Below are 25,517 nucleotides of genomic sequence, written 5' to 3'. Positions count from 1 at the left end.
AATTGCGGCACTCTGATTGCATTTTGCATGCTGATGGCCGACGCTGAATATGTCAAGGCCCTGTCAAAATGCTGAGTGGAACTGATTCGCCGCTCTCGGTGGGCTCCGGCGCCAGGGTGCCGGTTCGGCGGATGCCGGCGCGCCCGAGGGGCGTGGCCAAGGGGAGCGTGGCGATGCTCTTGAAGATGGCGCATCAGCTCTGTGACCGCTCTGAGCGCCTCGGAACTGCTCCTTTAGGCTCGCCCCATGACCCACGACACCCGCCTGCGCGCCCTCCTCGACACCGGACTCATGGACCGCCTCAACGCTCGCGACAAGCGGGTCCTCGAGCGGCGTGCCGACCTGGCCGGTGCGGGCGAAGAGGCGTCACCGGTCGATCCCCGGGGCTGGTGGTACGCAGTGCCTGCGGACGCATACGAGGGTGTCTTCGAGGTGTTGGGGCTGCATGACCGCTTCCCCTGCACCTTGTCGGAAGGCGCCGACGTGGAGGACATGCGGCACAGGCGCGGAGCGATGCCCGTGTTCATCACCCCCGAACTGGACGGGTGGCGGCTCGTGTTCGGGAATCTCGACAGCGTCGTGGGGGTGGACTGGGACGACTGGATGGGGACCGTGGAACGCCTCAGCGCGCGTTGCGGCCGGGCCCAGATGTTCTTCATGGACGGCGCCGGCGGCTCGGACGTCTGGGTGGTTGCCGAGCAGGGACTGATCCGTCGGCGGTACGCGGCCGAGAGTGATCCGGAGTGGATCGGCGCGCCCTTGCCCTGGGAGGAACCAGGCGCCGATGGCGAGGATTTCGACGGGGACGAGCCCGACGTCGAGGGGACCGCAGGAGCCGCGGAGGCCTGCGGTGCGCTCTCCGTCGACCCTGCGGAGATCGGCGCCGGAACCCGGGTGTGCGGGCACGGGTGGCTCGCGCTCAGCGCGCCGGGGATCGGGCACGAGGAGCTCGGTGTGCTGGTCTAGCCGAGCCTGAGGCGCCCTTCTGTGCACTACCGGTTGACGCAGTACGTTGTACCGATGACCGACTCTGTGCCGCCGGGCGGGGCTGTCCTTCATGCGGACGAACTTGCCGCAAGGTGGGAGGATGCCTGGCGGCCGGAACAGGTCGCGGAGCGGTTGGCCGGGGTCAGGGCGCCCTGGTGTGTCGCCGCAGGATGGGCGCTGGATATGTTCCGCGGACGGCAGTCTCGGCCGCACGGTGATCTGGAGATCGCGGTGCCCTCGGCGGGGTTCACGGAGATTCGGGACCGCTTCCCCGAGTACGTGTTTGACGCGGTGGGCTCGGGACGGGTCTGGGCGAGTGCAGGACCTGAGGTGCTCGCGGCCACGCACCAGACCTGGCTGCGGGATCCGGCGAGCGGTCAGTTCCTGTTCGACGTCTTCCGCGAACCGCACGACGGCGGGACATGGATCTGCCGCAGGGACGAGAGCCTGCGGCTGCCGTACGACGCGGTCATCGAACGGACTGCGGAAGGCATCCCCTATCTGGTGCCGGAACTGGTGCTGTTGTTCAAAGCGAAGGCTTCACGACCTAATGATCAGGCGGACTTCGACGGAGCCCTGCCGCTGCTGAGCCAGGCGCGGCGCGACCGTCTCACCGGATGGCTGACCCGCGTGCACCCCGGACATCCCTGGCTGGAGAAACTGGCACAACGGTGACGCAGGCCCTGGCCTGGGCCGGGCACCTCGCCACTAGCCGTCGCGCGGGTCGTCGTCGGCGTGGGAGGCACGCTCGGGCTGGTGCGGTGTTGCGCCGTGGCGGCGCTGGCGGCGGCTGTATTCCGTGACGGCGTGCCACAGATCGCGCCGGTCGGTGTCGGGCCAAAGGTTCGGAGTGAAGTAGAGCTCGGCGTAGGTGGTGTGCCAGGGCAGGAAGTTGGACGTGCGCTGTTCGTTGCCGGTGCGCCAGAGCAGGTCGACGTCGGGCATGTCGGGGTGGGGCAGGTGCTGTGCGAAGTCCTTCTCGCTGATGAGGTCGGGGTCGAGCTGACCCCTGGCTGTCGAGCGGGCCAGCGCGGCGGCGGTACGGGTGATTTCGTCGCGGCCGCCGTAGTTGATGCACATGGTCAGGGTCAGAGCGGTGCGGGTGCGGGTGGTGCGCTCGCGAAGCCGCAGGAGATCGACCAGGTCGGTCGGCAGGCGGTCGGCGCCGCCGTGCCAGCGCAGGCGGACGTCGAGGTCCTGGAACGGGTCGGCGCTCACCTCGCTGTGGAGGAGGTCGAGGATCGCGTGGATCTCGTCTGCGTCGCGTTTCCAGTTCTCGGTGGAGAGGGCGTAGAGGGTCAGGTGGCGCAGGCCGATTTCCAGGGCGCCGTAGACCGTCTCGCGTACGGCGGTGGCGCCGGCGCGATGGCCTTCGTGCCGGGGGAGACCGCGTTGCTGGGCCCAGCGGCCGTTGCCGTCCATGATCACGGCAACGTGGGTGGGCATCTGCCCGGCCGGGATCTGAGTGGGCCGCTCGCCGCTGCCGTGCGATGGCGGGGTTCGGAATGTTGATCGTGGGACACCTCGGTGAGGGCCGGGCGGTCTTCGCTGCACGGCACCGTTCGGGGGTGGCACGGTCACCGGGGTCAGGCTCCAGGCCAGGGCTGCGCGGGCCTGGGCGGGGGCGAGGATGCGGGCGCTGGTGAGGAGCGAGGGCCGGGGCGGGGTGTGCAGGACGGTGGGGCCGGCGCTGGTGACGGCGTCGAGCTGGGCGCGCAGCAGGCCGGCCATCGTGTGGCAGATGGTGGCGGGAGCGGGGTGCATTCCACGGGTGAGCAAGGGCTGGTTCACCCATTGGTGGGCCAGGCCGGTCAGGTGGCTGATCATCTCGGCGACAGCGGGGCTCCAGCGCCGGCGCATCAGATCGTCCGCGGCACCGGGGTGTTGGTCGAGAACTTCGTCGGGCAGGAGGAGGTCGTGCTGGGCGAGGTCGGCGGACAGGTCGGTGAGGGTGTCGGTGAGCCGCAGGCCGTCCAGGAACTCCTCGTAGACCTCCTGGTTGTCCATGCGCAGGGCCACGGGCACGCCGGCCCGGTCGAACAGGTCACGGAGGAGGTCGAACCACGGCAGCAAGTTGTCACGTGCCCAGGCTCGCCACGCAGGCCAGTCGGGAAAGTGCCGGCCGTGGGCGTCGTCGCGGACCAGGAGCATCGCCCCGCGCAGCCGGGTCAGGTCCAGGCGCCAGCGCAGGGCGGTGTCCACCAGGGCGTGACGGATCGGGTCCGTGCTTGTTCCGTCGTGCAGTTCGTGGTCCAGTGCGGTGATCCACTCCTCGACCAGGGCGGCCCGCTCAACGGCGGTGGCCGTTCGGTCGTCGGCCAAGTCGTCGATGGCGTTGGCTGCTGCCCACAGCGCCCAGCACGCCGGGCGCAGGGCCGCGGGGACCAGCTGGATCAGCGCGTACTGTGCCGGGTCCTGGTCCTTGGTCTGTCGCCGGCACAGCCGATAGGCCGCCTGCAGCGATGGATCATGACTCATCACCGCCCGCCGCGACAGGGAGCGATACACGGGCCGCGCGGCGGTGGTTGGGTGTTCCGCTGATGCGGGGTTGGTGGGGGACATACCGCGCACAACGAAAGCACTCCTGCGAGGTTCCGCGGGGGCGACAGGCCGTTTCGGCAGGTCAAAGATCCGCCGTGCGGAGTGGGTGACGCGGTGCCGGTACTGAGGCGCGTCCACCGGCGGCCCCCGCCAGGGCACTGCGGGTCCGCCGGTGGAAGGCCGGCATCCTCATGGGTGCGGCAGCGGCAAACGACGCCAACTGAAACGTAGACGTACTCGCAGGCGTGGGGCCCACTTGGATGTACCGAGGTAACGATCAGTTCGCTGATCTGGGGTTCTTGCGCCGGTTGGCATTGAAGCGCGCTTTCTTCTGGCGATTCCCGCACGTGTTCATGTCGCACCATTTGCGCGTGCGGCTTTGGCTGGTGTCGAAGAAGGCGGCTTGGCAGGTTGGTGATGCACACAAGGCCAATTTGCCGTCTCGTTCGCCTGCGATGATGCTGACGGCGTCGGCGGCGATCACGCTGAGGGCATCTTCCACGCAGGAAGCGGAGCTGAGCCGCCATCGGCGCTCACCCTCGGGCGTCAGGATCGCTGCGGCCCGACCCTGAGTGCTGCAGTCATTGATGACTTGGACCGCGGACGCAGGGAGAATGTCCTGGATCGCGGCCGCTGTCGCGGCGGCGTGAATCGACTCCCTCAGTTCTCGGGCGAGGTCGAGCTGGGCAGCGGTGCAGGAGTCCACGGCGAGACCGTTCACTGCCAGCCAGTCGATGAGTCGCTGCGGCACGGGAATGCGCTCCACAGCGTCGCCATAACGCTCCGACAGGGTCCCCGTGAAACTGGTCGCCAGCACAGTACCTAGGCGGAAGTCAGGGAATCCAGCACGCATGGAACCACCTTAGCCGGTTGCGGCGTGGCTCGGAGGACTGCTAGAACCGGCTTAGACGGTTCGCGACAGATCGCGGCCGGTTCCGCGACGGCCAGGAGGTCTCATGCCCCGTCCAACCAGCGACGTGCAAGCATTTGAAGCCCACGCAACTGACGCCGACCTCGACGATCTGCGCGCGCGACTGGCCGCGGCGCGACTGCCGGAGGCCGAGACGGTCCATCGCGCCGCGCCCGGCCCTCGCCGATGGGATCAGGGCGTTCCGCTCGCCGACCTCGTCGATGTCGTGAACTACTGGCGCACCGGGTACAACTGGCGGTCGTTCGAAGCGCGCCTCAACCGGATCGGCCAGTTCCGCACGACCATTGATGATCTGGGAATCCACTTCCTGCACCGCCGATCCGCGCGCGCAGATGCCACTCCTCTGATCATGACGCACGGCTGGCCGGACAGCATTGCTCGGTTCATCGATGTAGTGGACGAGCTGGCAGATCCGAAAGATGCAGACGCGCCGGCGTTTCACGTCGTGGTCCCATCGCTGCCGGGCTTTGGTTACAGCGACAAGCCGGCCACCACCGGGTGGGGAACTGAAAAGATCGCGGCCGCATGGGTGGAACTGATGGGAAGGCTCGGATACAGCCAGTTCACAGCCCACGGCGGCGACTGGGGAGGAAATATCACCACGGTTCTCGGCGGCAGGTTCCCGGCACAGGTTCTCGGCATCCACACAACGTTCGCGGAGGGACCGCCCGGGTTGACAACGGACGGGCTGACGGCGGTAGAGCGCAAGTGGACCGAGGAGACCCGCGATTTCTGGCGCCACCGCGCGGCGTACGCGAAGCAGCAGGCGACCCGACCGCAGACCATCGGCTACTCGCTCGTCGACTCCCCGGTCGGGCTGCTTGCCTGGATCCTTGACAAGTTCGCCGAGTGGTCAGACACCCAGGACAGCCCGTTCGAGACGATTTCCATAGACAGGGTTCTTGACGACGTCACCCTGTATTGGCTGACGCGGACCGGCGCGTCAGCGGCCCGCATTTACTACGAAAGCCACAACTCGCTGGACCCTGAACTTCGGGTCGACGTCCCGTCAGCAATCACTATGTATCCCGGCGACGTCGAGAAGTGTCCGCGCCCCTGGGCGCAGGAGCGGTACCGGCAAATCGTCCGATGGGGGTCGCCCGAGAGCGGAGGGCATTTCCCGTCGCTGGAGGTTCCCGAGTATTTCGTCAAAGATCTGCAAGACGGCTTGGCGGCAGTGTTGGCCGCTAATCGATGAACGCATCTCGGCGACCCGGCACTCGATCACCGCCTGATCCGGCTCAAGGCGTTGTCTTTTGGATGGGCAGCGTAGGAAACTTCCTTGTCAGCGAACCTGGTCGCTCGTCGCCCCGCTGCCTTTGAGCCTGGTCGGAGTTCCGTCCGGGGCGAATGAGTGGTGAAAGGTGAAAGCGTGCGGTTCGGAGCCGTGGTCGTGGAGGTGCTCCAGCCTGGAAACCCCGTTCTGCCAGGTGGGTATCGCGCCGTCGGAGACCCACCAGCACACGTAGTTCGGGTGTCCTGTCCTCTCGAACCAGTCGTAACGCCTGTTCAGCGCCTCACGGTGCAGACCGGTGTAGACGGCGTCGAGGGCGGGGCGCAGGTCGGTCCAGAGTGAGAGTGTCGCGGCCAGGGCGGTGGTTTCCACCGTACGGCCCTTGCCGTACCAGGTCGGTACGGCGAACTCTCCCCATGCACCCCAGTCCGCCTCGAAGAGCATGCCCCGGTCACCATCTGCCGGTTCCGCACGCGCGAGGTATCCGGGGTGCTGGCTGATCTTCCGGTAGACGGCCTCACCAATGTCGTAGAACTCGCGCGTGAGGGGTGCGGGATCGGCGAGAGGTGACTTCAGGACGCCGAACGTGTACAGAGCAAGATGGGGCATGCGTCTCTCCCTGGTTGGGGCTGCCGGGGGTGGACCCGGTTCGGTGGCTTACGCACGGGGGGCGGGGGTTCGTGGGGCATGACCAACTCATCCCGTCGCGGGTGGCTCAGCCTGAGGGAACTCCTGCGCGACCATGGGCGATCGCCGAGGACCAGGTGAAGGTAGCTGCCTGTGCGGGCCATGTCGAAGTTGCGTTTTCCCTGTCCAAGTGGCCTCTTGCACCGGTCATTTCGGGGGCTGGGGGTGACGGGCGGGGCAGGCTGCGGCAGGTCATGATCCACACCCCCGTGCACGCCTCCTGGCTCACCAAGTCGAGATCTACTCCTCTGCCGTCCAGCGCAAGGCCCTCTCGCCCAACGGCTTCACCGACCTCGCCGAGGTCGGGGGCGGGCTCCGAGCCTTCGAAGACTGCTACAACGCCACGGCACAGGCGTTCCAGTGGCGGTAGACCACCTCCGACCTGGACGATCTGCCGGCCAGGCTCGACCGGCACACCGCCGATCACCACGAGAAATCTTCTGTCGCACCGGCAGCGTGAACAACCCTGAAGAGTTTTCGGCGCCGACCACTAGGACAAGCGCCTCCAGACCGGGATTCGGCCCGCCGAACGCGCAGGTACGGTGCTCACAGGGGGCGCTCGTCCAACGCCTTGTCAGCGCGAAGAGGTCGGATGTATAACGTTGTAAAAGTCAAGCACTGGGACTCGGCGCCAGGCTCACGGTGACCACACCGTACCCGCACCGACCACCCGAGTCGGGCCGCTTCGAAAGGGAATGCCGTGCGGGTCAGCCTCAAGGACGTCGCCGCCCACGCGGGGGTCTCCATCAAGACCGTCTCCAACGTGGTGAACAACTACCAGCACGTCACCCCCGCCATGCGCGAACGCGTCCAACGGTCCATCGACGCGCTCGGCTACCGGCCCAATCTGGCCGCCCGGCACCTGCGCAAAGGCCGCACGGGCATGATCGCCCTCGCCCTTCCCGAACTCGGCAACCCCTACTTCGCCGAACTCGCCGCCGCCGTCATCGATGCCGCCGCCGCCCACGACTACATCGTTCTCCTGGACCACACCGGGGGACGCCGTGAACAAGAACTCCTGGTCAGCCAGGGCTTCCGCGCACGCGTCATCGACGGACTCATCCTCAGCCCCATCGAGTTGGAGACCGAAGACCTGCGCGACCGAGCGGAGAACGTCCCGCTGGTGCTGCTCGGCGAGCGTGACTACGACCTGCCGTACGACCACATCGCCATCGACAACGTCGCCGCGGCCCGGGCCGCCGTCCGGCACCTGGTCGGCCTCGGACGCCGGGAGGTGGCGTTCATCGGCGACCGGCGCGGCCGCAGCGAGCCCGCACAACTGCGCGTACGCGGCTGGCGCGAGGAACTCACCGCAGCTGGACTACCCGCCGACGACGGGCTTGTCGCCGCCACCGACGGCTGGGGCCACGCGGACGGCGCGGCGGCCATGACCCGCATCCTCGACTCCGGCCGGCGTCCCGACGCGATTTTCGCGTACAACGACCCGATGGCCATCGGCGCGATGCGCGTCCTGCATGAACGCGGACTGCGCGTCCCCGAGGACATCGCGGTCGTCGGCTTCGACGACGTCGTCGAGGGGCACTTCGGTGCGGTGACGCTCACCTCGGTGTCGCCCGACAAGGAGGCCATCGGCCGACTTGCCGTGGAGTCGGTGCTCGCCCACCTGGGCGGTGACGCTCCCGAACCCCGCCGCGTCTGGGCGGACTACCGCCTGGTCGAGCGGGAGAGCACCGTCGGACGCGGGGCGGCGAAGGACGGGCCCCAAGCCTGACTCGCCCGTAGTCAAGTACGTAGCGAACCCCGTCAGTTGGTCGACCGAAAAGGTGGTGGGGTCCTGACAGTGTGGGGCCGACCGCCGCCATCTGCGACGCCCCGGCCCGCGCCCCGATCGGCCGTGCCGCCGTCATGGGGTTCCCGTGCCGCGTCAGGCGAGTTCGGGCCGACGCCCCGGCCCGCGCCCCGATCGGCCGTGCCGCCGTCATGGGAGTTCCCATGCCGCGTCACGCGAGTTCGGGCGCCCCCCACTTTTCGCCGGTTCGCCCGCGCTTCCGCCGTGTCGGCCCAGCACACCGCGGGGTCCCTGTGCAGCACCCCATCGAGGCCGACGGCCCTGGCGATACGCCGGTGTCGGCACCGCCGTTCAGAGGCTCGTGATCCTTCGGCGCACCGGCGGCCGGTCCCGCGGGCGTCACATCCCTGCCTGCAGTGGCAAAGAGCCTGGCCGCCCTACGTCCCGAGGCCGTACGGGAGTTGATGCCAGCTGCGAGGACGCCCGTCCGGCAAGCGCTTCCCACGTGCCCCCCCATCCTCACGATGCACACAGGTGTGCGCACAGGGGGTTTACAGCCTCCTTCCAACGATGTAAAAACCTCATGCAGCGGGCCCGACAACGTTGCCCGCCGGGGGAGATGTGCCGTTTCTGCTCATGCGTCAGCTCCCCAGTTCCCTTTCAGCGTCGCCCGGATCGGGGTCACCATGCAGCGCACCACTCACCGCCCTCGTCTCCTTGCCCGCCCCGGGGTCGTGGCCCTGGCCGCCGCGGTGGCCTTGACCGCCGGTGCTTGCGCGAAGTCGGAGGACGACGCGTCGAAGGGCACCGAGTCCCCGGCGGCCGCGGGCGCCGAACAGAAGGTCGTCACGCCGAAGCCGGGCAGCAAGTCCTGCGCCATCGACGCCTACGGCGCCGAGAAGCTGGATCTGAAGAACGCGACCGTGGGCTTCTCCCAGTCGGAGAAGGAGGCCAACCCGTTCCGCATCGCCGAGACCCAGTCCATCAAGGACGAGGCGAAGAAGCGGGGCGTCAAGTTGCTCACCGCCAACGCCCAGTCACAGTTCTCCAAGCAGATCAGCGACGTCCAGGACCTGCTCGCCAAGGGCGCCGATCTGCTGGTGATCGCCCCGCTCAACTCCGACGGCTGGGACCCGGTCCTCCAGGCCGCCGCCGCCAAGAAGGTCCCCATCGTCACCATCGACCGGAAGATCAACGCCACCGCCTGCAAGGACTATGTCTCCTTCATCGCCTCGGACTTCGTCGAGCAGGGCAAGCGGGCCGCCGACCAGATGATCGAGGCCACCGGCGGCGAGGGCGAAGTCGCCATCCTCCTCGGTTCGGCCGGGAACAACGTCACCACCGAGCGCACCAAGGGCTTCAAGGACCGGATCGCCGAGAAGGCACCGGAGTTGAAGGTCGTGTTCGAGCAGACCGGTGACTTCGCCCGCGAGAAGGGCCAGCAGGTCACCGAGCAGCTCATCCAGTCGAAGCCCGGCATCAAGGGCATCTACGCCGAGAACGACGAGATGGGCCTCGGCGCGGTGGCCGCGCTCAAGGGCGCCGGCAAGAAGGCCGGCGACGTCAAGATCGTGACCGTCGACGGCACCCGCAACGCCGTCCAGGGCATCGTGGACGGCTGGATCAGCGGCGTCATCGAGTCCAACCCCCGCTTCGGCCCGCTGGCGTTCCAGACCCTGGACAGCTTCACCAAGGGCGAGGAAGTCCCGCAGGACGTCATCATCCAGGACAGCGCCTACGACGCGGACAACGCGAAGACGGAGATCGCCAAGGCGTACTGATCCAGCAGGGGCCCGGGCTCGTCGTCCGGGCCCCAACGCCTGTCCCGCACAACCTCCTTCACGACCTTCTCCACCCCTTTTCTTCCTGGAGGCACAGGTGGCACCCCCCGCCGAAGTCCTCGCCGTCCGCGGACTGAGCAAGACCTTCCCCGGCGTCCGGGCCCTGGACGACGTGGACCTCACCCTGCACGCCGGCGAGGTCCACGCCCTGATCGGCGAGAACGGCGCCGGCAAGTCGACCCTCATCAAGCTCCTCACCGGCGTGTACCGCCCCGACGCCGGCGAGATCACCTTCCAGGGCCGCAAGGTTTCCTTCGCCACCCCTCTGGAGGCTCAGAAGGCGGGCATCTCGACCATCTACCAAGAGGTCAACCTGATCCCGCTGCTCAGCGTGGCCCGCAACCTCTTCCTCGGCCGCGAACCGCGCAACCGCTTCGGCGTACTGGACATCGCACGCATGAACCGGGAGGCCGAGGAGATCCTGCGCGGCTACGGCGTCCGCGTGGACGTCCGCCGGCCGCTGCGCACCCTCGGGGTCGGCGCCCAGCAGATGGTGGCCCTGGCTCGCGCAGTGGCCACCGACGCCCGCATCGTCATCATGGACGAGCCGACCTCGTCCCTCGAACCGCGCGAGGTCGAGACCCTGTTCTCGGTCATTCGGCGGCTGCGCGACGAGGGCATCGCCGTCGTCTACGTCAGCCACCGTCTGGACGAGCTCTACGCGGTGTGCAGCACGGTCACCGTGCTCCGCGACGGCCGACGCGTCCACCACGGCCGGCTGGCCGACCTCGACCGCCTCGCCCTGGTGTCCACGATGCTCGGCCGCGACCTGGGCGAGGTCCGCGAGGAAGGCCTCACCAAGTTCGCCGGCGACCACCAGGCCGCCGACACCGAACCGGTGCTCGACGCCGCGGAACTGACGGTGCCGCACAAACTGCACGGAGTGTCCCTGAGTATCCGGCCCGGCGAGGTCGTCGGTCTGGGAGGACTGCTCGGCTCCGGACGCACCGAGACCGCGAAAGCCATCTCCGGTGCCCTGCCCGTCCGTTCGGGCCGGGTCACGGTGGCCGGTGTCCCGCTGCGCGGCGGTTCGGCGCCGGCCGCAATCCGGGCGGGCGTCAGCCTGCTGCCCGAGGACCGCAAGAGCGAGGGCATCGTCCCCGGACTGTCGGTCCGGGAGAACATCGCCCTCGCCGTCCTGCCCCGCCTGTCCCGCTTCGGTCTCGTCTCCGAGGCCCGCGTCGACAGCGTCGTCGACACGTTCATCAAGCGGCTGCGCATCAAGGCCTCTTCACCACACCAGAAGGTCGGCGAGCTGTCCGGCGGCAACCAGCAGAAGGTACTGCTCGCCCGCTGGCTCGCCATGAACCCCAAGGTGCTGCTGCTCGACGAGCCCACGCGCGGCATCGACGTCGGCGCCAAGGCCGAGGTGCAGAAACTCGTGGACGAACTGGCCGCCGACGGCCTGGGCGTTCTGCTCATCTCCTCCGACCTGGAGGAACTGATCGAAGGGTCCGACCGCGTGGTCGTACTGAAGGACGGTGCCGTCGTCGGCGAACTGACCGGGGATGACGTCACCGAGGACAAGCTGATGCGCACCATCGCCGGTGACGCCGCGGTGGAGCACCTGGCCAAGGAGGTGGCGACCGATGGCTGAGGCCACCCTCCGCACCGCCCCCCTGGACAAGGCCCGCGTACTCCAGTGGCTCCAGACCTACGGCGTCTACGCCGGCGTGGCGGCGCTGCTCGTCGTCAACACCGTCATCACCCCGCACTTCCTCTCCGCGGAGAACTTCCGCACCCAGGCCGTCCAGGTCGCCCCGGTCATCATCGTCGCCCTCGGCATGGCCCTGGTCATCGGCACGGAGGGCGTCGACCTGTCGGTCGGTGCCGTGATGGCGCTGGCGGCCTCCGTCACCGCGCTCTACCTCGGCTACGGACTCCTGCCCGCGCTGCTCGTGGTCGCGCTGTTCGCCGCCGGGGTCGGGCTGGCCAACGGCGCGCTGGTCGCGCTCGTCGGCGTACAGCCCATCGTGGCGACCCTGGCGCTCATGGTCGGCGGCCGGGGCCTCGCCCTGGTGCTGCTGCCCCAGCTGGAGGACCTGCGCAACCCCTCCCTGGCCTCCCTGGGTTCCGGCGACATCCTCGGCATCCCCTACCTGATCCTGATCGCCGCCGTCCTCGCCCTGCTGGTGGCCTTCGTGGTGCGCCGCACCACCTTCGGACGCCAACTCCTCGCCATCGGCGACAGCCGGCCCGCCGCGCAGCTCGCCGGTCTGCCGGTGCGTCGCGTACTGATCATCGTGTACGTCGTGTGCGCGCTGCTCGCCGCCGTGGCAGGCGTGCTGGCGACCGCCCGCCTCCAGGCCAGCGACCCGACCTCGCTCGGCAACCTGATGGAGCTCTCGGCGATCACGGCGGTCGTCGTCGGCGGCACCCCACTGACCGGCGGCCGGGTCAACATCGCCGGCACCGTGGCCGGAGCCGTCCTCATCCAACTGCTCACCGCCACCCTCATCAAGCACGATCTGCCGCCCTCCTGGACCCAGATCGCCCAGGCCATAGTGATCGTCGCCGCGGTCTACGCGGCACGGGGACGGGGGAAGCGATGACCGTCACGAAAGCGGACGCGCCCGTGACCACCGCGAGCAACGAGCCGACGGGGGAGACCGAACCGGTCGGCTCCGCCCGCTCCGAACGGCTGAGCGCCCTGATCCAGCAGCACGGCGCGCTGGCCGTGCTGGTGCTCGTCTCCCTGGTGGCGTCGTTCTCCTTCGACGCCTTCGCCACCGGCGACAACATCGGCAACATGGCGACCAGTTCGGCCTTCCTGGCGATCGTCGCCCTCGGCATGACCTTCGTGATCATCACCGGGGGCATCGATCTGTCCGTCGGCTCGCTGTTCGCCCTCGGCGGCGTCCTGGCGGCCTGGGGCTCACGCCACGGCACCCTGGTGGCCCTGCTGCTGCCGCTGACGGTGTGCGGGCTGATCGGTGTCGTCAACGGTCTGCTGGTCGCCCGCTCCCGCCTCGCCCCGTTCATCGTCACGCTCGCCGCCATGCTCGGCGCGCGCGGCCTGCTGCTCGCCATCACCGACGAGGGCGCGGACACCTTCCTGATCGGCAAGGGCTCGTTCCTCGCCGAACTGGGCCAGGGCACCACCCTGGGCCTCGGCAACCCGGTGTGGATCACCCTGGCCCTGTTCGGCGCGGGCGCCGTCGTGCTGCGCCGCACCCGCTTCGGACAGCACGTGTACGCGGTCGGCGGCAACGAGGACGCGGCGGCCCTGATGGGCGCCCCCGTGGCACGCACCAAGATCCTCGTCTACACCCTGTCGGGCCTCCTCGCCGGTCTGGCCGGCGCGCTCAACGCCGCCTGGCTCGCCTCCGGGGTCACCATCCTCGGCAACGGCATGGAATTGGAGGCCATCTCCGCCGTGGTGATCGGCGGGACCCTCCTGACCGGCGGCCTCGGCTACGTCAGCGGTTCCCTGGTCGGTGTCCTGTTGCTGAAGGTCATCCAGAACGTCATCAACCAGATCGGCTCCCTGGACTCCTCCTACCAACAGGTCGTCAGCGGCGCCTTCCTCGCCGTCGTCGTCATCGCCCAGACCTGGCTGGGCCGCAGACGGCAGCTCATGTAAAGCCCCGGACGCGGCAGTCGGGCCCCTCTTCCGCCCCGGCTGCCGCGTCCGGTTCCAGGCGGCCGACCCCGGCCACCGCGCGGCCGCTTCTCGCACACGCACGTCTCCCACCCCACTCATCAAGGAGCCACGATGCGTCGAGTATCCGTACGCCGTTCACCGTTCCCCTGGCTGAGACGCAGAGGACGACGGGCCACCACCGCGCTCGCCGCGTTGGCCCTGCTCGGCGGCACGGTCCTCACAGCCGCCGGCAGCGCCGGCGCCGCACCGAGGGCCTGGACCCCCAAGCCCTCACCCATGACCACCCCGTGGACGAACCAGGTCCCCACCGACATCCCGCTCCCCGAATACCCCCGCCCCCAGCTGACCCGCCCCGACTGGGCCAATCTCAACGGCATCTGGGACTTCGCCGTCACCTCGGCGGACGCCGGCCAGCCGGCCTCCTTCACCGAGCAGATCCGGGTCCCGTTCGCCGCCGAGTCCGCCCTCTCCGGAATCCAGCGCAGGATCACCCAGAGCGACAAGCTCTGGTACAAGCGCACCTTCACCGTCCCGTCGAACTGGAACGGCCGCCGCGTCCAGCTCAACTTCGGAGCCAGCGACTGGCGTACGACCGTCTGGGTCAACGGCCGCCAGGCCGGCGCCACCCACAGTGGCGGCTTCGACGCCTTCTCCTACGACGTCACCGACCTCCTCAACGGCGGCACCAACACGATCGTCGTCTCCGTCTGGGACCCCACCGAGACGGGCGGCCAGGCGGTGGGCAAGCAGCGGATCCGCGACGTCGCCCCACACCCCGGCGGCGGCATCTTCTACACCGCCGCCTCCGGCATCTGGCAGACCGTCTGGCTCGAACCCACGGCCCCCGCGCGCATCACCCGCCTAGACATGGTGCCGGACCTGGCGAACAACCGCCTCAAGGTCACCGTCCGAGGCGCCGGAACAAACGGCCATCAGGCCCGCGTCACCGTCTCCACCGGCGGCACCACGGTCGGCACCGTCACCGGCCCGGTCGGCACCGAATTCACCGTGCCAGTCCCGAACCCGCGCCTGTGGACGCCCGAGGACCCCTTCCTCTACGACGTGAAGGCCGACCTGCTCTCCGGAACCACGGCCGTCGACTCCGTCGGAAGCTACACCGGCATGCGCTCCATCGGCATCGCCCGGGTCGACGGCGTTCTGCGCCCCGTCCTCAACGGCAGGTTCGTCTTCCAGACCGGCACCCTCGACCAGGGCTACTGGCCTGACGGCATCTACACCGCGCCCACCGACGCCGCCCTGCGCCACGACCTCCAGAAGCACAAGGACCTCGGCTTCAACATGGTCCGCAAGCACATCAAGGTCGAGCCGCAGCGCTGGTTCTACTGGGCCGACCGGCTCGGACTGCTGGTCTGGCAGGACATGCCGTCCATGGAACACACCCCCGACGCCGCCGCCCGCACCCAGTGGGAGGCCGAGTACGACCGCATCATCGACCAGCACCGCAGCTCACCGTCCCTGGTCATGTGGGTCAACCAGAACGAGGGCTGGGGTCAGTACGACCAGGCCCGCATCGCCGACGAGGTCAAGGCCTACGACCCCTCCCGCCTCGTCGACAACATGAGCGGTGTCAACTGCTGCGGCGCCGTCGACGGCGGCAACGGCGACGTCGTCGACCACCACGTCTATGTGGGCCCCGGCACCACCGTGCCCAGCGCCACCCGCGCCGCCGTCCTCGGCGAATTCGGCGGACTCGGCTTCAAGGTCGCCGGCCACGAGTGGTACCCCGGCGGCGGCTTCAGCTACGAGGACCAGCCCGACCTCGCCCACCTCAACAACCGCTTCGTGGGCCTCATCGACGCCATCCGCGAGGTACGCATGCCCCGCGGCCTGTCCGCCTCGGTCTACACAGAGATCACCGACGTGGAGAACGAGGCCAACGGCCTGCTCACCTACGACCGTCAGGTGGTCAAGGTCGACGAAGCCCGGGTGCGCGCCGCCAACCGCGCCCTCATCGACGCCTCCCGCGGATCGACGGCCCCCAGCACCCTGCCCGCCAACCAGTACAAGTCCCTGCGCGTGACGACACCCGGCCACACCGACCGGTACGTGCGCCACAAGGACGGAGCGGCCTTCACGGAGGTCGTGGGCAGCGGCAGCGACGCCCTGCTGAAGAACGACGCCACCTGGAAGATCACCCCCGGCCTCGCCAACGGCTCCTGCTACAGCTTCGAGTCGCGCAACTACCCCGGTGAGTACCTGCGCCACCGCGAGTACCGCGTGTACAAGGAGTCCGGCAGCGGCGATCTGTTCCGGGCCGACGCAACCTTCTGCCCCGTCCCGGGCGCGAACGGGGGCGTGCGCCTGTCCGCCTACAACTACCCGGAGCAGTACCTGCGCCACTACAACGCCGAGTTGTGGCTCGGCACCCCGGGCGGCACCCACGCCTGGGACAACCCCGCCCTCTTCACGGCGGACACCACGTGGGCCGTCGAGTCCCCGTGGGCCCCGTGACCGGGGCGCGGTGAACGGAGCCGTACGGGCGGCGGCGCGTCATGGGATGCGCCGCCGCCCCGGCCGTACCCCGATCGTCTCCCTCCGGCCTCACCTGGAGCCCCCCATGACCCTTCGAACGACCGGCCTGCCGGCCAAGACCTGCGCCGTGCTGCTGGCAGGCGGCCTGCTGGTCGCGCTGTCGCCGACCCCGGCCGCCGCCGCACCCGACCACACCACCGCCGAGTCCGGCAACCCCTTCGTCGACGGCTGGTACGCCGACCCCGACACCGTCCGGTACGGCGACCGGTACTGGGTCTTCCCCACGACCTCGAAGGTCTACGCCGAACAGACCTACCTGGACGCCTTCTCCTCCACCGACCTCGTCCACTGGACCAAACACCCGAAGGTGCTGTCCACGCCGGACATCTCCTGGGCCGAGTACGCGCTGTGGGCGCCGGCACCGGTGGAGCGCAACGGCAAGTACTACCTCTACTTCGCCGCCAACGACATCCAGAACGACTCCCAGCTCGGCGGCATCGGCGTGGCCGTCGCCGACCGTCCCGAGGGCCCCTACAAGGACGCCCTCGGCAAACCGCTCATCTCCCGGTTCCACAACGGTGCTCAGCCCATCGACCAGGACGTCTTCATCGACGACGACGGCCAGGCGTACATGTACTACGGCGGCTGGCACCACGCCAACGTCGTCAAGCTCAACCCGGACATGACGAGCCTCGGCACCTTCGACGACAACACCACCTACAAGGAGATCACCCCGGAGAACTACACCGAAGGCTCCTTCATGTTCAAACGGAACGGCAAGTACTACTTCATGTGGTCCGAGGGAGGCTGGACCGGCCCGGACTACTCGGTCTCGTACGCCATGTCCGAGTCACCCACCGGTCCCTTCCGGAAGATCGACAAGGTCCTCGCCCAGGATCCCGCCGTCGCCCGCGGCTCCGGCCACAACTCGGTCGTCAACGTACCGGGCACCGACATCTGGTACATCGTCTACCACCGCCGTCCGCTCGGCGAGACCGACGGCAACCACCGTCAACTCGCATACGACCGGCTGCACTTCAACACCGACGGGACCATCCGCCGCGTCGAGATGCGGGTGCGGGACAACTTCGCCGACGGCAACGCGCTGGGCTGGAAAACCTACGGCGGTACCTGGTCGGCCGGTGGCGGCCGGTACCGGACGGGCTCATCCGCCGGCGGCAAGGCACTTCTCGACACGAACTTCGCCGACCTCACCTACGACGCCGACGTGATGCCTCAGGGGCGCGGTGGCGACGCCGGAGTGACCTTCAGAGTGACCGGGCCGGGGGTCGGCCCGGACAGCTACTCCGGGTACTACGCGGGCATCGGCGCCGGCGGCAAGGTGGTGCTCGGCCGGGCTGACGGCGGCTGGACGCCGCTCGGGAGCCACGAGTTGGCGATCGCCCCGGGTTCCACGCACCGGCTGCGGGTCACTGCCGTCGGCGCCTCGATCAAGGTGTACGTCGACGACATGACGACGCCGAAGATCTCCGTCACCGACAGCACGTACGGCAGCGGCGCCACCGGCGTCCGCGTCTTCGGCACCGCGGCCTCCTTCGACAACGTGGCGGTCTCACCCGCGCGGTGACCTGACGCGAACGGGCCCCGGCGGGGGAGTGGTGTCCCGCCGGGGCCCTTTCGTCGCCCGCTTCCGCTACGGCTTCTCGTCCGTGTGGAGCGCGCTCACCTCCTCGGCGGTGAGCGCCTTGTCGTAGGCGTGGACCTCGTCGACCGCGCCGTTCCAGAAGTCGGTGTCGTTGCCGCCCCACTGGGCGCGGCCGACGGCCAGGGAACCGGTGCTGGGGTAGGCCGCTCCGCCGGTGGCGCTCGCCGCCGGCTTTCCGTCGACGTACAGCTTGATCGTGTTGTCGGCGCTGTCGCGGACGCCGACCAGGTGGTACCAGCGGCCCTTCTCCGCGGTGGTGACCAGGCGGGCACGGCTCTCGCCCGGTGTGCTGAAGGCGAACGCGCCCTGCCCGTACTGGAGGTAGAACGGGCTGGCCTGACGCCGGGTGTCCTGGCTGACCGCGGTGGCGTAGTTGCCGGGGAGCTCGTCCAGCCGGACCCACGCGGACACGGAGTAGCTTCCGGTGGTGTCGAGCACAGGCCCGGCGGTCTCGGCGTACTGGCCCTGACCGTCGAACTTCAGCGCGCTGCCGCTGACACCGGGCGTCCAGGTGGTGCCCTCGCTGAGCGTCAGGCCCTTGGCGTTCGGACCGGAGTCCTTCGCCGTGTTCCCGCTGCCCTCGTCGAGGGCCCAGGACCCGCCGCCCTTGAGCGTCTGCCGTTCGCCCGCGGCGGCACCGGCGGCGATGACCGCGCGGTTGACCTCGCGGACCCTGACCGGGTCGACCTTGATCTCCCGACGGTCGTATGTGTACAGGCCGTTGAGCTCGTTCTCCAGGTCGGAGATCTGGGTGTAGACCGAACCGGACAGCTCGGCGCCGGCCTGGTCGAGATAGAACTTCTCGGTGTTCTCGACGTACTTGCGGGTCAGCGCCTCCTTGTCGGCGACACCGCTGTAGATCACCGTCGGGGCGCCCGGCCACATGTGCCCGGGGGTGCGCAGGGTGAAGCCACCGTGCTCACCGTCCATCGCGGCCCGCTTTTCGTCGGGGAACGGCGGGTCCTCGTTGTTGTAGTCGTGGTGGTCGATGATCTCGCCCTTGCCCGAATCACCCTTGGAATTACAGCAGTTGACACCACTGTGGGCGTTGACGACACGGGAGGGGTCGGCTTCCTTCACGGCCTCGGCGATCTTGCCGGTCTCGGTGCGGTCCCACTCGCCCCAGCCCTCGTTGAAGACGATCCAGCCGATCACGGAGGGCGCGTTGTGGTGCTCCCGCATCATGTCCCGGCCCTGGTCGACGAAGGCGCGACGCCCGGTCTCGTTGGTGATGTTCCCGGAGACGAAGTCCTGCCAGACCAGCAGGCCGAGCCGGTCGGCGTGGTAGAACCAGCGCGCGGGCTCCACCTTGATGTGCTTGCGCACGGCGTTGAAGCCGAGTTCCTTGTGGGCCTTCAGATCGAACGCGAGGGCCTCGTCGCTGGGCGCGGTGTACAGGCCGTCGGGCCAGAAGCCCTGGTCGAGAGTGGCGAGGGAGAAGACCGGCTTGCCGTTGAGAACCAGCTTCTGGAAGCCGCCGACCTTCTCGATGCCTATCTCGCGCATGCCGAAGTAGCTGCCGACCTGGTCGCTCGACCTGCCGTCGGTGAGCTTGACGTCGAGGTCGTAGAGGTAGGGGTCGTCCGGGCTCCACAGGTGCTGGTTCGCCACCGGCAGCCGCAGTTGCTTGTTGGCCGGCCCGCTGACCTTGCCGACGACCTTGCCGCGCTTGTCGCGCGCTACCGCCTCGACCCGGGCCCCGGCGGACGCCTTGCCCGACTCCACCGTCACCGCGAGGCTGCTCGTGTCGATGTCGGGTGTCGAGACAACGTTATCGATCGCGGCGCCCGCGACCGGCTCCATCCAGACGGTCTGCCAGATGCCCGACGACTGGGTGTAGAAGATGCCGCCCGGGTTGGTGGACTGCTTGCCCATCGGCTGGTCGGCGCCCCCGGTGTCGGTGACCGCGACCACGACCTCCTGCGGCCCGGTGCCCTTCAGCGCGTCCGTGACGTCGGCGCTGAAGGCGTCGTAGCCGCCGGTGTGTTCGGCGACCTTCGTGCCGTTGACGAAGACGCGGGCCTGGTAGTCCACGGCGCCGAAGTTGAGCTTCAGCCGGTTGCCCTTGCCGTCCTTGCCGACCTTCCAGTCCTTGGGGACGTTCACCAGCTTGCGGTAGAACATGTGGTCCTCGTGCCGCTCCAGCCCGGAGAGCTGCGACTCCACCGGGTACGGCACGACGATCTTCTCGTCGAGGTCCTTGCCGAACACCGGCTGCTCGCCCGCCTCGGCACCGCTGAACTGCCAAGGACCGTTGAGGTTCTTCCACTTGGAGCGCACCTGCTGCGGACGCGGGTACTCCGGCAGCGGCTTCTTCTCGTCGACCTTGTCGCCCCACTTGGTGGTGAGCCGGTGGGTGGAGGCGTTGTCGGCGTAGCGGATGACCTTCGGCACGGTCTCACCGCCGGACGTAAGGCCGCCGGCGCCGTCGTAGGTGACCCGCACCTGCTGGTTCTTCTGGATGGGTTCGGCGAGCGTCACCAGCAGGGAGTTGCGGTCCCCAGGAGCGACGGTGACCGACTTCAAAGGCATGGCCGTGGTGTCGGCCTCGACCTTCAAGTGGTCCTTGACCGCGCGGAGATCACCGACCCTGCCCTCGAACCGGGCCCGCAGACGGCGTCCGTCCGCGGCCACGGACAGCTCCACCGGGTAGACCTCGAAGCCCTCGGGCGGAGTGAACGCCGACATCGGCACGAGCTGCTTGGACAGGCCCGGGCCGGCCCAGCGCAGGAACATGTTGGAGCCGCCGAGGTCCTGGAACATCTCCAGGCGGAAGTCGTGCTTCTCGCCCGCGGTGAGCCGGATCGCGGAGCTGGTCTGCTCCTTGTCCCAGTCCGGCTCCCAGTGGTCGATGACCGGCTCGCCGTCGATGTAGAGGCGGAAGCCGTTGTCGCCGATGGCGTAGAAGGTGTAGTCGCCGGTGGCGGGCGCCTCGATCTGGCCCGTCCAACGGGCGGTCGTGTGCTCCGTCTTGCCGGTGAGCTCCTGGAAGGTGCTGGTCAGGCCCGAGAAGTTGACTTGCGGGTCGAGCAGCGTGCCACCGAGTTCGGCGAAGTCCCGTGCGCCGGGGGCCGACATGCTGAAGTACTCGCCCTTCAGGCCGTGCACCTCGACGTCGGCTGCTTCGGTGGCGACCACTGAGGCGCTGCCGGTCGGCTCAACTGCCGACGCGGTGGCGGCCAGACCGCTCGGGGGCACAACGAGAGCGGCCGTAGCCAGCAGCGCCCACAGTCTGATCCGTGGGCGGATGTGTTGTCTTGTCATCGAACCTTTCCTCGCACAGAGGCCGCGGACCGGGGCCGGTCATGTGGAAAGACCAGGCCGCACCTGAAGGACGGAAGGCTGTTACGGACGCGGTCGGGCGGCTCTTTCAACGTTGGAAATCCTGCGACAGCCGAAATGACAACACGGCCCTCGACTGCTGTCCAGACCTCGCGCACCACTCTGTCGGTCACGCTCACCAGGCTTCTGCGGCAGGCGACTTGCTGCACTCGGCCCTCTGTGGCATTGACATGCCCGCGACTCGTAACGATGCTGCTGGAGAGCTGTTCCATCGATGGAAAGCGAGACGCCGAGGTGACCATGAAACTTCCTCGTCGCATCACCGGCGCCGTGGCCCTGCTGCTGTCCGGCGTTCTCGCTGCCGTGCTGTCCCTGACGTCTGCCGATCCGGCGCAGGCAGGCCAGACGAGTCTGCGGGCTGCGGACCCGAGCGTGCTCCGGGTCGGTGGCACCTACGTCTCGGTGCAGTCGGCCGGTGGCGGCATTGTGGTGCGGCAGGCCCCGTCGACGGACGCCCTGGCGACGGCGCCCGCCCGGCAGGTCTGGACCGACGCCCGCAACCTCGGTGAGGTCTGGGCTCCAGAGATCGTGCGGGACGGCGGCCGCTACTACATCTACTTCACGGCGGGCCGCGGACCGGCCCACCGCATGTACGTCATCAGCTCAGCCGCCCCGGACAGCGGATACTCGGCCGAGACCGAACTGGCCCTGCCGGATGGCAAGTGGGCCATCGACGGAACGCTGTTCACCTTCAATGGGCAGCGCTGGTTCGTGTGGTCCGGTTGGGCCGGCGACACCAACGTCGAGCAGAACCTCTACATCGCCCGCATGAGCAGCCCCACCACTCCGACGGGCGCGCGCCACATCATCTCCCAGCCTCGGGAGAGCTGGGAGCGGGTGGTCGGCGACCCGTTCATCAACGAGGCTCCCGAGGCCATCAAGGACCCCAACGGTCAACCGCACATCGTGTACTCCGCCAACGGCAGCTGGAGCGAGCAGTACTGCCTGGCCGACCTGCGACTGCGCGCCGGGGGCGACCCGACGTACGTGTGGGACTGGTACAAGTCCAACGGCTGTCTCTTCGGCTCCAACCGCGCCACGATGATGCCCGGCTGGGACCCGACCCTGAACGTCAACGGCCCCGGCCACCACAGCTTCGTCCTGCTCGACGGCGACATCGGCACGAGCCCACCCGCCGGCCCGAGATTCCCCCTGATGTTCCACGCGGTCCCGAAGGGGACGCCGTACGCGTGGGAGAACCGGTACTGGTACACCGGCACGTTCTGCTGGTGGGGCAACACCACCTACAGCCGCGCCAACGTCCCCGGTGCGAACACGAACACCGGCTGGAGCCTCAAGTTCTTCGAGTAGGCGAAGCCGGCTCATGCCCAGAGCCTCCGTGCCGATGGCCGTACCGTCCCTCCAGGTCGCACAAGGTCCCTCCACCTCCGGGGGCAACGATCCGGCCGGTTCGGCAGTCGTAGGGGAGTGACGGACTTCCGTCACTGGAGCCCTCTGCCAACCGCCGTTCCCCTTCCGGTGGTTGGCGGCAGGGCCTGTCACCCGTGGGAGGGTTCATGAGCCGCTACGCCGCACCGCTCGGCGACAGACCGAGCGGCGGGGACGACATCGCAGCGCCCACCGCCGGCGCAAGTGCCCCGCAGGGCAGGCCCGTCGGTCGCGGGGCGAGCCGAGGCGTCGTGCTGGGGGCTGCCGTCGTTCTGCTGGCCGGTGTTGGCGCCCCGGCCGATGCGGCGGCCGGCGAACCCGTGGTCAGCAGTGCCACAGTCAACTCCGGACGGGACGTCATCGTGGGTATCACGCACGACGTGGCTTTCCCGGTCACGGTCGGCGGATCGGACGACTCCGGCCTGTCCTTCGTAGACGTGGATCTGAAAGGACCGCACGGCGGCTTCTACACCACCGACGCGTTCTGCGAGAGCGCGACGGCCTGCACGACGGTGTTCACCGTCAACGCCCACCCGGCTCCAGGCAGCGACGATCCGGTGGACCTGGCCAACGCCAACGCGGGAACATGGTCGGTCGACGCCTTGGCCGACGCCAACGACGGAGCATCCGTCTTCGCCCCGCGCGTGGGGTCGTTCAGCCTCAAGCGTGCCGCGCAGCTCACGGTCAACGCGTCACCCGAGCCGGTGACGAAGGGCGCTCGTATCACCGTCACCGGCAAGCTCGTGCGGGCCAATTGGGACACCTATCGGTATGCGGGATACACGGGCCGGACCGTGCACCTGCAATTCCGCCCGAAGGACAGCAGTACCTACACCACGGTGGCCGCGGTAAAGACCAGCAGCACCGGCACACTGCGCACCACGGTCAAGGCGGTCAAGGACGGCTACTGGCGTTGGAACTTCACCGGCACGACCACGACCGGCCCGGCCAAGGCCACCGGTGACTACGTCGATGTACGCCCCTGATCCGACACACCGCGGCTCGCAGGCCGGGTGACGCGTCCATCCGGCATCAGTTGGCCACGACCCCGCACCTACGACGTCCCGTCGTCACCTTGCTGCGCTGACCAGGTGTCGATGCGTCGTATGGTTCCCGCTGAGGTCGCTGCTCCGGGATGTGGGGGTGTGCAAATGTCGTGGCTGAGGAAACCCGGTAGGCAGACGGTCGGGCTCGTGTGCGCGGTCAGTGCGGCGCTGGCGCTGACCGCCTGCGGACCGGGGAGACCTGACGACGCGTCCTCGGGGGACCGTGAGGCGAAGTACCAGCGCGTCATCGAGGACCCTCACCCGCGCCCCGCCGACGTCATCGAGATGGCCGGCGCACCCACCGGAGTGGTCCGCGCGGGCGAGGGCTCGCTGCTTCTCACCTACTACGCCGGCAATGTCGAGGACGACGAAGGGCCGGCTGCGTCCGCCTGGCGCATCATCGACCCGGACGGCGCTACGGTCGCTCAGCACGCGGAACACGCCGACGCGGAGGCGACACGAGCCGCGTACAAGGGAGTGACCGGCGGCTTCGTGCGGGTGCCGCCGGGTGAAGGAGCCCAAGGAGCCTACGCCCTCGATGTACGCGGCAAGCGGCAGGAAGTCGTCATCACCGAGACCCCGTTGCGCACCCGCCCCGGCGACGTCCTGCTCGCCGAACTGGAGCCGACCCTCATCCACCGCCCCGCCACGCGCACCGTGGCGCCCCCGGCCGGAGTGCCGGAAGACGCCGTCCGTCTCGCCGTCGACGAGCGGGGCACGATCTGGAGCCTGGACCAGTCACTGGCCGAGGACCCCGATCGCATCCGGTGGCAGCTCGACGGCCGCAACTTGGGCTCCACGGCGGTCCCGAAGCCGTACGCGGGTGGCGTCCTCGTCGCGCGCGGTGGCACCGCGGCGCTGTCCCTCACCCGGGACGAGAGCGTGAGCGGTCTGCTGGTGACGACGGACAGCGGCGAGCACTGGCGGACGGTCCTCGACGCCGGCGTTGCGTGGACTGTCCTGAAGCGGGGCCCGGAGTCGTTGGTCCTGGAGGTTCTTGACGACGGGCGACTGCTCATCGGCGAGGAAGGCGGCCGCTACTGGCTCGCCGCCGACCACACCAACAGCGCCTTCCACGAACTGAAGACGCCGACCACGTTCACGTCGCTCACCGTCCACGGCAAGACGTTCTACGGCATCGCGGACGCGACGACAGCGACGTACAGCCTGGTGAAGGGCGAAGGGCTGTGGATCTCTCGTGACGGGGGCCGTGATTGGCGGCGCCACGAGTAGCGCGGATGGCGAGGCTCGCCGAGTAAAGGGACGTCGTGGGGGTGTCGCTTCACCTGGCCGGGGCGTGGGTGGCACGAGGCCACGTGTTCCGCTTTGTCCTCTGGCCAACGCGCGTAGACCGCGGGCACCATTCTTCCTGTACCACCTGCACAGCCGCCCCACAGGAACCGTGGCCCACCGCAGGAAGGTCCCCGCATGAAGGTCACCCAGGCCTTGAAGCTCCGCTCGGTCCTGACCGCTCTCGCGCTCGTCATCGCCCCCAGTGCCGTCGTCATCGGTACCGCCGGTGATGCCTTCGCCGACACCAAGATCAGTCACGCCACCGCGACCTCGATGTTCCAGCAGGTCGGCATCACCTGGTCGTCGTCCGGGAACTGCTCCAACCGCAACAACCCCACCTGTACGTCCTTCGAGCAGCTCAACCTCGCCACCGCCCAAGGCGCGCAGACGCTCAAGCGTGCCAGCGGCTGTGCCCTGAACATCACGGGCGGCACCGAGACCGGACACGCCTCCGGCACGTACTCGCACTGGAACGGCTACAAGCTCGACTACGGCAAGTACGCCTGTCTCGGGAACTACATCAAGAACACCTTCACCTACATCGGCCCGCGCGGCGACGGGGCTCCCCAGTGGCGTTCCGGCTCGGGCAACATCTACGCCGACGAGGGCAACCACTGGGACGTCCTCTACTACAACTGCGGCGGCTGCTGAAGCATGCGCCTGCACGGCACCGATTCGTCTCTGCTCTTCCGGCAGCCTTCCTGGGGCTGCCG

General features: G+C 68.7%; 18 protein-coding genes. 14 read left to right on the top strand and 4 right to left on the bottom strand.

Annotated elements, in window-relative coordinates:
- The first annotated feature begins 246 nt into the window (after positions 1–246).
- Positions 247–966: a hypothetical protein gene (locus ACZ7M7_RS15785; protein WP_472116840.1), complete on the top strand. Its 720-nt coding sequence runs from the start codon at positions 247–249 to the stop codon at positions 964–966.
- A 54-nt stretch (positions 967–1,020) separates the two neighbouring features.
- On the top strand, positions 1,021–1,662 hold the full coding sequence (locus ACZ7M7_RS15780; RefSeq protein WP_472117980.1) for a nucleotidyltransferase domain-containing protein: 642 nt from the start codon (positions 1,021–1,023) through the stop codon (positions 1,660–1,662).
- A gap of 33 nt (positions 1,663–1,695) precedes the next feature.
- Here the strand turns inward: ACZ7M7_RS15780 and uppS are convergent, their stop codons facing one another.
- Entirely contained in the window at positions 1,696–3,465 is a 1,770-nt protein-coding gene (uppS, locus tag ACZ7M7_RS15775) for a polyprenyl diphosphate synthase (RefSeq protein ID WP_472116837.1), read from the bottom strand.
- A 340-nt stretch (positions 3,466–3,805) separates the two neighbouring features.
- Positions 3,806–4,381 (bottom strand): CGNR zinc finger domain-containing protein, encoded by a 576-nt coding sequence (locus tag ACZ7M7_RS15770; protein WP_472116834.1) that lies wholly within the window; start codon positions 4,379–4,381, stop codon positions 3,806–3,808.
- A 103-nt stretch (positions 4,382–4,484) separates the two neighbouring features.
- On the opposite strand from ACZ7M7_RS15770, the gene ACZ7M7_RS15765 reads away from it, so the two are divergent.
- Positions 4,485–5,657 carry an epoxide hydrolase family protein gene (locus ACZ7M7_RS15765; protein WP_472116831.1) on the top strand — a complete coding sequence of 391 codons (1,173 nt, stop codon included), beginning with the start codon at positions 4,485–4,487 and terminating at the stop codon, positions 5,655–5,657.
- Positions 5,658–5,744: 87 nt separating this feature from the next.
- Here the strand turns inward: ACZ7M7_RS15765 and ACZ7M7_RS15760 are convergent, their stop codons facing one another.
- Positions 5,745–6,302, bottom strand: a complete 558-nt coding sequence (locus ACZ7M7_RS15760; protein ID WP_472116829.1) for a DUF3291 domain-containing protein — start codon at positions 6,300–6,302, stop codon at positions 5,745–5,747.
- A 778-nt stretch (positions 6,303–7,080) separates the two neighbouring features.
- On the opposite strand from ACZ7M7_RS15760, the gene ACZ7M7_RS15755 reads away from it, so the two are divergent.
- From ACZ7M7_RS15755 to ACZ7M7_RS15725, 7 genes are all read left to right on the top strand, one after another.
- On the top strand, positions 7,081–8,112 hold the full coding sequence (locus ACZ7M7_RS15755; protein ID WP_383627840.1) for a LacI family DNA-binding transcriptional regulator: 1,032 nt from the start codon (positions 7,081–7,083) through the stop codon (positions 8,110–8,112).
- Between the two features lie 704 nt (positions 8,113–8,816).
- Positions 8,817–9,911 carry an ABC transporter substrate-binding protein gene (locus ACZ7M7_RS15750; RefSeq protein WP_472116826.1) on the top strand — a complete coding sequence of 365 codons (1,095 nt, stop codon included), beginning with the start codon at positions 8,817–8,819 and terminating at the stop codon, positions 9,909–9,911.
- 97 nt (positions 9,912–10,008) lie between these two features.
- Positions 10,009–11,568: a sugar ABC transporter ATP-binding protein gene (locus ACZ7M7_RS15745; protein WP_472116823.1), complete on the top strand. Its 1,560-nt coding sequence runs from the start codon at positions 10,009–10,011 to the stop codon at positions 11,566–11,568.
- Positions 11,561–12,523 carry an ABC transporter permease gene (locus ACZ7M7_RS15740; protein WP_472116820.1) on the top strand — a complete coding sequence of 321 codons (963 nt, stop codon included), beginning with the start codon at positions 11,561–11,563 and terminating at the stop codon, positions 12,521–12,523. Before ACZ7M7_RS15745 ends, ACZ7M7_RS15740 begins: the two co-directional genes overlap by 8 nt.
- A complete protein-coding gene (locus tag ACZ7M7_RS15735; RefSeq protein ID WP_472116817.1) occupies positions 12,520–13,554 on the top strand; it encodes an ABC transporter permease in 1,035 nt (344 codons plus the stop codon). The genes ACZ7M7_RS15740 and ACZ7M7_RS15735 overlap by 4 nt, the downstream gene beginning before the upstream one ends.
- A 132-nt stretch (positions 13,555–13,686) precedes the next feature.
- A complete protein-coding gene (locus ACZ7M7_RS15730; protein ID WP_472116814.1) occupies positions 13,687–16,047 on the top strand; it encodes an AbfB domain-containing protein in 2,361 nt (786 codons plus the stop codon).
- A gap of 106 nt (positions 16,048–16,153) precedes the next feature.
- The gene (locus ACZ7M7_RS15725) at positions 16,154–17,656 is read left to right on the top strand and encodes a glycoside hydrolase family 43 protein (RefSeq protein ID WP_472116811.1); all 1,503 of its coding nucleotides are present in this window, start codon (positions 16,154–16,156) and stop codon (positions 17,654–17,656) included.
- A 66-nt stretch (positions 17,657–17,722) separates the two neighbouring features.
- Here the strand turns inward: ACZ7M7_RS15725 and ACZ7M7_RS15720 are convergent, their stop codons facing one another.
- On the bottom strand, positions 17,723–20,998 hold the full coding sequence (locus ACZ7M7_RS15720) for a LamG-like jellyroll fold domain-containing protein (protein WP_472116809.1): 3,276 nt from the start codon (positions 20,996–20,998) through the stop codon (positions 17,723–17,725).
- A gap of 318 nt (positions 20,999–21,316) precedes the next feature.
- Here ACZ7M7_RS15720 and ACZ7M7_RS15715 point away from each other — a divergent pair, with 318 nt between their 5' ends.
- The 4 genes from ACZ7M7_RS15715 (at position 21,317) to ACZ7M7_RS15700 (ending at position 25,455) form a co-directional block, all read left to right on the top strand.
- Positions 21,317–22,387: a glycoside hydrolase family 43 protein gene (locus tag ACZ7M7_RS15715; protein WP_472116806.1), complete on the top strand. Its 1,071-nt coding sequence runs from the start codon at positions 21,317–21,319 to the stop codon at positions 22,385–22,387.
- 206 nt (positions 22,388–22,593) lie between these two features.
- Positions 22,594–23,451: a calcium-binding protein gene (locus ACZ7M7_RS15710; protein WP_472116804.1), complete on the top strand. Its 858-nt coding sequence runs from the start codon at positions 22,594–22,596 to the stop codon at positions 23,449–23,451.
- Between the two features lie 207 nt (positions 23,452–23,658).
- A complete protein-coding gene (locus ACZ7M7_RS15705; RefSeq protein ID WP_472116801.1) occupies positions 23,659–24,744 on the top strand; it encodes a hypothetical protein in 1,086 nt (361 codons plus the stop codon).
- A 195-nt stretch (positions 24,745–24,939) separates the two neighbouring features.
- Complete coding sequence (locus ACZ7M7_RS15700; protein ID WP_383612159.1) at positions 24,940–25,455, top strand: hypothetical protein; 516 nt, start codon at positions 24,940–24,942, stop codon at positions 25,453–25,455.
- The last annotated feature ends 62 nt before the right edge of the window (positions 25,456–25,517 follow it).

Source organism: Streptomyces sp. NPDC111606, assembly GCF_055656945.1.
This window is presented reverse-complemented; position numbering and strand designations above follow the sequence as displayed.